We start from the raw sequence: 6792 nt of genomic DNA on the forward strand, positions 1-6792 counted from the left end.
GGTTGCCTAGAATCTAGCACTTTGGCCTATTTTTGACAATTTGTGCAGTAAAAAGTACTGCGTTGACCCTGCTTAATCTGTCGTATTGGCGACTTACACACCCGACATGCGTCTCCAGCACGATCATATACGAAATATGTCTGCTGAAAATAGCCTGTTTGACCATCAACACCAATGAAATCCCGCAAACTACTGCCACCTTGCGCAATCGCAGCGGCCAAAGTGAGCCGAATTTCCTCAGCGAGTAACCGATATCGTTTGAGACTAATGCGGTTGGCTGCCGTCTTAGGGTTAATTCTGGCGCGAAACAGGCTTTCAGATGCATAAATATTACCTACGCCGACCACAATATCGCCTGCCAGCAACACTTGTTTAATCGCCGCGGGGCGCTGGCGCGTCTGCCGGTAAAGCAACTCTGCGCTGAACTGCTCTTCTAGCGGCTCTGCGCCCAAAGCCCGCAGCAACAGATGCTGGTTAAAATCGCCATCGGCTGCATCATGCCAAAGTACCGCGCCAAAACGTCGGGGATCATTCATGCGCAAGGCTTGCGCGCCAACCACAATGTCGATGTGATCATGCTTTTGCGGCGGTGTTTGCGCGGGAATTACCCGTAAATGCCCTGACATTCCTAAGTGAATCAATAAAGTGCCGTGCTTGAAATGCAGCAGCAGATATTTACCCCGACGGCCAGCGGCCAGAATAGTTTGGCCTTGCAGCAGCGCCGGTAAATTTACCGGAAAAGGCCAGCGCAAACCCGCACGTCGCATTAGCACTTGCGTTACTTGCTGCCCTTCTAAATGGGGTGCGACACCGTGTCGGGTGACTTCTACTTCTGGGAGTTCTGGCATAGATAATTGTTTGCGTGTTTTGATGATTTAGGAGTGCACTTTAAATTGCAATGCAGTGCGATGGTGCGCAATGGAATCGAGATGGTTAAGTAAGCAATCCTGCCCCAAAGAGTCCGCGCCATTACAATTTGACACGAGAAGCTTCACCACGCAATAACGGCTTGAGCGTAAAATCAAGCATCATCAGTCAATCTTGGATAATGCTTTGAAAACTATTTTTGCATCTGTGGCTGAATCTGACAACGTCAAATCTGCTGACTCACTTACCTCACTTACTGCTCCAGCGTTTTTTTCAACTGCGGCGAATTTAACTGATTTGACTAATTCAGCGAACTTAATGAAGTCTCGTATTGTAACGGCTCTGCGCATAGTGACTGCCGGCATTGTGATGGCGAGTTTGCTTTCTGCATGTTCTGGTTTTTCTCCCTTAAATACTGCCACGGACGACGCGCATCAGGCCGCTGGAGCAAGTGCTGCGGCGCAAGCCGCCTTGGCGGCAGAAAATACCGACGATGGCAATTCTATGCCTGCAATTCAGGAGAACTTGCCCACAATCGCCTTAACCGATGAATTGCTGTATAAAATTTTGACCGCTGAAATCGCCTTCCAGCGGGGCAACTGGCAAGCTGCTTACGTCACCATACTCAGCGTCGCGCAGCAAACCCGCGACCCACGTCTGGCACGACGCGCAACTGAGATTGCGCTCACCGTAAAACAACCTGGCGAGTCATTGACCGCGATCCGGCTCTGGCGGGAATTATCTCCGAACTCTAGCGAGGCAACTCAGTATTACCTCGGCTTTATGGTGATGAATAATAATCTGGCTGAAATCCAAAACGTTTTCACGGAAAAACTGCGCACTGCCGATCCTAAACAATATGCCGTATTAATGCTGCAAGCGCAGCGCTTGCTCCTCCGTGCAAGAGATAAAAATGCCGCTTTCGATACACTGGAAGAAATTCTCGCGCCTTACAAAGATAGGCCAGAAGCCCATCTGGCGCTGGCGCAAGGTGCATATGCCCATGGTGACAACAAGCGTGCAGTCGCTGAGGCAGAACTGGTTTTGCAGGCAAAGCCAGACTCACAACTCGCCATCCTGACCATCGCGCAAGCGTCTAAACAAACTGATGCAATCAAGGCGATGGCCACCTTTCTAGAAAAAAATCCGCAAGCCAGAGATGTGCGTCTTGCGCATGCCAGCATGTTGATTGACTTACACCAGTTAGACAAAGCCACCCTGGAATTTGAGGAGTTGCTGAGAGATAAACCGAATGATGTGACCGTGCTATACACCTTAGGCATGCTCGCCATGGATAGCAAAAAACCTGGTCATAATCAAATGGCGGAACGTTATCTGACACGCTACCTCAACGAACTGGAAACCAACCCAAGCGAGGAACGGGATCCAACCCCGGCTTTAATCAATCTGGCACAAATCGCAATAGACCGTCAAGACTACGTAGCCGCAGAAACATGGTTAGCCAAAGTAGATTCTTACGACGGCAAAAACAGTGCCTATTTTGGCACCCAGATAAGACGCGCGCAATTGATAGCGAAGCAAGGCAAACTAAGCGAGGCACGCCAGTTTTTGCGCGATTACAAAGCTGGCAATGAGGTCGAGGAAGCACAATTGGCGCAAGTAGACGCGCAATTGTTGCGGGATGCCCGCATGCCAGCAGAGGCGACTACTGTGTTAAAGGACGCGCTAAAACGTTTTCCTGACAACACAGATTTATTGTACGACTACGCCATGTTAGCTGAATCCCAGCAAAAAACGGAAGAAATGGAAGTCGCCCTCAAACGTGTGATGGTTTTGGCGCCGAACAACCAGAATGCCTACAACGCATTGGGTTACTCGTTGGCAGACCGCAATATTCGCCTGGATGAAGCCTTGACGCTCATCGAAAAAGCGTCACAGCTTGCGCCTGATGACGCCTTCATTCTGGATAGCCTGGGCTGGGTAAAATTCCGTCTCACAAGATTAGATGAAGCAGAAGAAGCCTTACGTCGCGCCTACAAATTGCGCCCTGACGCTGAAATTGCCGCACATTTGGGCGAAGTGCTCTGGGCGAAAGGCTTAAAAGACGAAGCCCGCAAGTTCTGGCACGAAGCTAAAACAAAAGATGCCGATAACGAAGCTCTCAAATCAACATTGCAACGCCTGTCTGTGAAGCTTTAAAGTAAAGCTTTAAAGTAAAGCCTTACTTCAGCAGGCTTAAATGTATGAATGCGCGAACTTTAAATGTAGTTCAGCGCATCTCGCCAAACAATATACTCCCAGTGAGTACACTATAATTTACTTATATGACCCAAATAAAGTCTGGACAATCAGCACTATCAATCAGATACTCCCCTTTTTTATTGATTTTATTCAGCTTGTTTTTAAGCCTGACTTTATCCGGCTGCGCTAGCACACCACGTCAGACCAACGCGTCGCCAGACCGTCAATATCAAGAAAACCTGCAAATCAATGGCAGGATATCGGTGCAGTATCAGCAAAATGACAAGGAGCAAACCTTACCCGGCAGCTTTGAATGGCAACAGACTGCGACCAGTACCAATATCACTTTGCTGTCACCGCTAGGCCAGGTGATTGCAACGATTCAACAAACTCCAACGGGTGCAAGTCTGCAACAAGTTGGCAAAGCAACTCGTTATGCCAGCGACCTGGATAGTTTGCTCAATGATAGTTTGGGTTGGGCACTACCAGTCAGCGGCTTACGCGACTGGTTGCAAGGTTTTAGCCTCGACACACAAGGCAAACGGATCGCACTAAAAACGGATGACAATATCTTGCTCGATGCCGATGGATGGCATCTGCGCTACGTCACATGGAATCTGGATAGCACGCCCCTCTACCCCAAGCGTATCAACTTACAACGCAACTCTGTGCAAGCCGGAGAAATTGCGATCCGCATTGCGATAGAACAATGGACCTTGCAATGAGCGCAGCGATGAATGTTAAAAAGGTAAAAACAGCAATAGAAACAAGCATAATGAAACCCCGACGCCTCAGCAATTGCCTGGCACCGGCAAAACTTAATCTGTTCTTGCACATCACTGGTCGCCGCGCAGATGGCTACCACCTACTACAAACTGCGTTCCAGTTGATTGACTACTGCGATACGCTGGACTTTGAAGTCCGCGACGACGGCCTGGTTCATCGTACCAACGAGATTGCTGGGGTTCCTGCAGATACCGATTTAATCGTGCGCGCAGCGCGCCTGCTACAACATCATAGCCGCAGCACTTATGGCGCAAATCTGACGCTGACGAAAAAACTTCCCATGGGTGGCGGACTTGGTGGCGGCTCATCCGATGCAGCAACCACGCTGATCGCACTAAATCATTTATGGGAATGTAGGCTAACGCGGCATGAACTAATGGCGCTGGGCTTGCAATTGGGCGCCGATGTTCCGTTTTTCCTGTTCGGCCAAAATGCCTTTGCCGAAGGCATAGGCGAACAACTACAAGCTATCCACACACCAGAGCAATGGTTTGTGGTGATAGAACCCGGCGTCCAAGTACCGACACCAGCAATTTTTTCCGCCAAAGAGTTGACAAGGGATACGAAACCAATCAAAATAACGGACTTTTCCAGCCTATCAGAAATGATTTGGAAAAACGATCTGCAAACAGTTGCTTGTACGCTGTTCCCGCAAGTTGCAGCAGCCATTCAGTGGCTTAGCGCTTACGGCAACGCGAAGATGACCGGATCTGGTGCTTGTGTTTTTTGTGCATTTTCTGATGAGGCAAACGCCGATCAGGCGCTAAAACAAGTACCGCATCACTGGCAATCATGGAAAGCCAAAGCAATAAGTCAACACCCGATGGCTTATTTGCTGCAGACGTAAAAAAATTTGGTCTGATGTTGAAATCCCGCTAAAATAGCGGCTCAGAATTTGACACCAGATAAACGGTTGTGTAGGGGATTCGCCAAGTTGGTTAAGGCACCGGATTTTGATTCCGGCATTCGGAGGTTCGAGTCCTCCATCCCCTGCCATTAAATATAAAGCCGCCGCATACAATGTGCGGCGGCTTTTTTCAATTGTATCAGCAGTGTTTTTGCTAAAAGTTTAATTCTGAATTAGCAACTACGCTTGACCCTCAATCTAGCCGATAGGTCCCGCCATGGCAAACGCGCGCGCAAATGACAACATGATGGTTTTCACCGGAAATGCTAACCCTGCGTTGGCTGAAGGTGTTGTCAAACAATTGGGCATTCCTCTCGGTAAAGCAGACGTTTCTAAATTTTCCGACGGTGAAGTGATGGTCGAAATTAATGAAAACGTCCGAGGTAAAGATGTTTTCGTTTTGCAATCAACCTGCGCACCGACGAATGACAATCTGATGGAAATCATCTTGATGGTCGACGCTCTGAAGCGCGCATCTGCTGGCCGCATTACTGCGGCGATTCCCTACTTTGGTTATGCCCGCCAAGACCGCCGTCCGCGCTCTGCACGCGTAGCGATCTCAGCGAAGGTTGTTGCCAACATGCTAGAAAAAGCTGGCGTTGATCGCGTGCTGATTATGGATTTGCATGCAGATCAAATCCAAGGTTTCTTTGATATTCCAGTTGATAATATTTATGCATCACCGATTTTGCTGGGTGATCTAGTTGCCAAGAACTATGAAGACTTATTAGTCGTTTCACCCGACGTTGGTGGCGTGGTACGTGCCCGCGCGCTGGCAAAACGTCTGGGTTGCGATTTAGCGATCATTGACAAACGTCGTCCAAAAGCCAACGTATCAGAAGTCATGAACATCATCGGTGAAGTCGAAGGACGTAACTGCGTGATTATGGATGACATGGTCGATACTGCCGGGACACTGACCAAAGCGGCAGAAGTTCTGAAAGAACGTGGCGCGAAAAAAGTATTGGCTTACTGTACACATCCAGTATTGTCTGGTCCGGCAATTGACCGTATCTCCAACTCACCGTTGGATGAGCTGGTTGTCACCGATACCATTCCTTTGTCAGATGCGGCCAGAGCATGTAGCAAAATCCGCCAATTGTCTTGCGACAGTTTGCTGGCTGAGACTTTCCGCCGTATTACTAAAGGCGAATCCGTTATTTCTCTGTTCACGGATTAAGCACAATTTTCTGCGAGCTTGTTTTAAAACAAGCTCGTTTTTTCTGTGTCCCTGGTCGCGGGGACGCAAAACCGCAAGTTCAATCTTGCATTTTTTGGAGTAGCACCATGAAAGTAATCGCATTTGCACGCAAAGAGCAGGGGACCGGAGCGAGCCGCCGCCTGCGTATTGCTGGCCAAACACCAGGTATTATCTACGGCGGTACAGAAGCACCTGTCAGCGTCACTCTGGACCACAATGCTTTGTACCATGCATTGAAAAAAGAAGCCTTCCACTCATCCATTTTGGATCTGGAAGTTGATGGCAAAGCAGAAAAAGTATTGTTGCGCGACTTCCAAGTCCACGCATACAAACAATTAGTATTGCACGTTGACTTCCAACGCGTTGATGCAAACAAGAAAATCCACGTAAAAGTACCACTGCATTTCATCAATGCTGACGTATCTCCAGCAGTTAAGTTGTCTGCTGCAGTCATCAGCCACGTTGCTGTTGAACTGGATATCTCTTGCTTGCCAGCAGACTTGCCAGAATTCGTTGAAGTTGATCTGTCCAAGTTGGAAGCCGGTCAATCTATCCACGTTTCTAGCTTGGTATTGCCAAAAGGCGTTACAGCAATTGTTCACGGTGATGACGCGACTGTCGCTATCGCTGTTGTACCTGCTGGCGCTACAGCAGAAGAAGGCGAAGCAGCAGCGAAGTAATTCAATTCTGCCTGTCCCAAAAAGCCGCCTTCGGGCGGCTTTTTTATTGAATGAAATAGTATTTCTCTAAACTGAGCTTCTTGCAAAATACCCAAACCAGTAAAGTCGAGCATGGGTGTGGCCACTGTTGCGATTGGTTTTCTTGTTTG

At 48.7% G+C, this 6792-nt stretch carries 6 protein-coding genes and 1 tRNA gene; 6 read left to right on the plus strand and 1 reads right to left on the minus strand.

The window, feature by feature from the left end; translation table 11 throughout:
- Window positions 1-26: 26 nt before the first annotated feature.
- Window positions 27-848, minus strand: coding sequence for a bifunctional DNA-formamidopyrimidine glycosylase/DNA-(apurinic or apyrimidinic site) lyase (gene mutM, locus QN395_RS16405; protein ID WP_322121182.1), 822 nt, complete (start codon window positions 846-848; stop codon window positions 27-29).
- A 205-nt stretch (window positions 849-1053) separates the two neighbouring features.
- Between mutM and QN395_RS16410 the strand changes: the two genes are divergently transcribed.
- The 6 genes from QN395_RS16410 (at window position 1054) to QN395_RS16435 (ending at window position 6643) form a co-directional block, all read left to right on the plus strand.
- Window positions 1054-3027 (plus strand): tetratricopeptide repeat protein, encoded by a 1974-nt coding sequence (locus QN395_RS16410; RefSeq protein ID WP_323491857.1) that lies wholly within the window; start codon window positions 1054-1056, stop codon window positions 3025-3027.
- Window positions 3028-3152: 125 nt separating this feature from the next.
- A complete protein-coding gene (lolB, locus tag QN395_RS16415; RefSeq protein WP_322121180.1) occupies window positions 3153-3794 on the plus strand; it encodes a lipoprotein insertase outer membrane protein LolB in 642 nt (213 codons plus the stop codon).
- 50 nt (window positions 3795-3844) lie between these two features.
- Window positions 3845-4702, plus strand: a complete 858-nt coding sequence (gene ispE / locus QN395_RS16420) for a 4-(cytidine 5'-diphospho)-2-C-methyl-D-erythritol kinase (protein ID WP_322121179.1) — start codon at window positions 3845-3847, stop codon at window positions 4700-4702.
- 72 nt (window positions 4703-4774) lie between these two features.
- A tRNA-Gln gene (locus QN395_RS16425) sits at window positions 4775-4851 on the plus strand.
- 128 nt (window positions 4852-4979) lie between these two features.
- The gene (locus QN395_RS16430; protein ID WP_322121178.1) at window positions 4980-5942 is read left to right on the plus strand and encodes a ribose-phosphate pyrophosphokinase; all 963 of its coding nucleotides are present in this window, start codon (window positions 4980-4982) and stop codon (window positions 5940-5942) included.
- A gap of 107 nt (window positions 5943-6049) precedes the next feature.
- Entirely contained in the window at window positions 6050-6643 is a 594-nt protein-coding gene (locus QN395_RS16435) for a 50S ribosomal protein L25/general stress protein Ctc (RefSeq protein ID WP_322121177.1), read from the plus strand.
- Window positions 6644-6792 lie beyond the last annotated feature (149 nt).

The sequence above is a fragment of the Undibacterium sp. RTI2.2 genome, from assembly GCF_035018705.1.
Taxonomy (GTDB): Bacteria; Pseudomonadota; Gammaproteobacteria; order Burkholderiales; family Burkholderiaceae_D; genus Undibacterium.

Coding starts and splice junctions, on each gene's coding strand:
- ispE (WP_322121179.1), top strand. CDS start 3,845: ATGAAACCCCGACGCCTCAGCAATTGCCTGGCACCGGCAAAACTTAAT.
- QN395_RS16430 (WP_322121178.1), top strand. CDS start 4,980: ATGGCAAACGCGCGCGCAAATGACAACATGATGGTTTTCACCGGAAAT.
- QN395_RS16435 (WP_322121177.1), top strand. CDS start 6,050: ATGAAAGTAATCGCATTTGCACGCAAAGAGCAGGGGACCGGAGCGAGC.
- mutM (WP_322121182.1), bottom strand. CDS start 848: ATGCCAGAACTCCCAGAAGTAGAAGTCACCCGACACGGTGTCGCACCC.
- lolB (WP_322121180.1), top strand. CDS start 3,153: ATGACCCAAATAAAGTCTGGACAATCAGCACTATCAATCAGATACTCC.